The sequence below is a fragment of the Paenisporosarcina sp. P4_D4 genome (assembly GCF_056401835.1).
Genome location: NZ_JBFUIO010000260.1, coordinates 1 through 1,749, shown reverse-complemented (window position 1 = coordinate 1,749; position 1,749 = coordinate 1). Strand labels below are relative to the sequence as shown.

Genomic DNA, 1,749 nt, shown 5'->3' with positions numbered 1-1,749 from the left:
TGTCGCTTTATCAGCTTTTTTTATTTGTTTACTTCTTAACTGACCACATGCAGCATCAATATCTGCACCTTGTTCATGTCGTACTCCACAGTTAATTCCTTTTTTCTTCAGTGCATCGTAAAACGCACTGATTGCTTCTGGCGTACTTTGTTGATATTGTCCGTGCTCATCAACCGGGTTATAAGGAATTAAATTGACATATGAAAGGTGACGCTTGTTTTCAAGCAATTTGGCTAGTTTCACCGCTTCTTCCACATGATCGTTTACATCGCGTAACAGGATATATTCAAATGTAATTCGTCGGTTTGTTTTTTCTAAATAGTAATCAATCGCATCCATTAATTTTTCAATTGGATAAGCTTTATTGATTTTCATGATTCGTGTACGCAATTCATTTGTCGGTGCATGAATTGAAATTGCGAGGTTAACTTGCAAACCTTCGTCAGCATAGTCATAAATTTTAGGAACAATACCACTTGTTGATACGGTGATATGACGCGCCCCAATCGCAAGTCCTTTTTGTGAGTTTACTACATTTAGGAAACTCATCAAATTTGAATAGTTATCAAAAGGTTCGCCAATTCCCATTACAACAATATGGCTCACTCTCTCGTCTTTTTTCACTGTATCCAAATGTTGCTGAACTTTCATGATTTGCTCCACAATTTCTCCTGAAGATAAATCACGACTCTTTTTCAGTAAACCACTTGCACAAAAACTACATCCGATGTTACATCCAACTTGCGTCGTCACACAGACTGATAAGCCATACTTGAATCTCATCAGAACAGTTTCAATTAAATTTCCATCTTTCATTTTAAACAGGAATTTAATAGTACCGTCTGCAGATTCCTGCTTAACGCTTTGTTCTAGTGTATAAAGAACGAAGTTTTCTTCCAGTAAATGAATACATTCTTTACTGATGTTTGCCATTTGTGAAAACTCAGTAATACGCTTTATATATAACCAATCCCAAATTTGCTCTGCTCGGTATTTTTTTTGTCCGTTATCTAAAAGCCATGCTGTCAGCTGTTCCAATGTCAATCCAAAAATAGATGTTTTCATTTGATATCCTCTTTTCATAAAACAAAATCAGTACTCATTCTACTAGAAACAAGCGAACATAACAACTGATTGAATTTTCAATGATACTTTCTTTCATTATGAACTTAAACACATTCTTTATTCTCGAATGACTTTTATCCACTTTATGAACAAAACCCTACCGAATAATAAGTAGGGTTTTGTCAATGCTTACTTTATATGCGCTTTAATCCACCAGTCGATATGATTTAGATCAAATAGAAGGATAACGCTTATAGGACTTATGTGAAGTACTTCTTTTCGCGCTATAAGATCGATTAATTTTTCTTCCCTCATGGGGTTGTATCGAAATAAGCCATCAAACTTTTGACACCTTTGACTTTTCGCATTTAATCACCTCCCACTAAAAAGAAGGCTTAACTACAGTTACTAAATTCATTACTCATACCACTTTATACCCACAAACTGTACATTTAACCCAATTACAAACCTATTGACTAAGAAAAAATATTATATTTTATTAATTCTTCTCGTCTGTCATATAATTTAGATTTTCTTTTCAGGTAAAAATTAGCTAATTTTGGGAACAAGTTTTATCAAAGTTCCCTTGCAGTTGTAAGAATAAAACCTTCTATACAGAGCACATTAGACTCTAGGAGGTGAACACCCATGAAAAACAACAAAAAAACATTGAATGAAAGAAAA

1 protein-coding gene is annotated in these 1,749 nt (G+C 34.1%); it reads right to left on the bottom strand.

The window, feature by feature from the left end; genetic code table 11:
* Positions 1-1,065: dual-specificity RNA methyltransferase RlmN (gene rlmN, locus AC1DSL_RS17865; RefSeq protein WP_477533268.1), on the bottom strand; the 1,065-nt coding region annotated here is incomplete at its 3' end.
* Positions 1,066-1,749 lie beyond the last annotated feature (684 nt).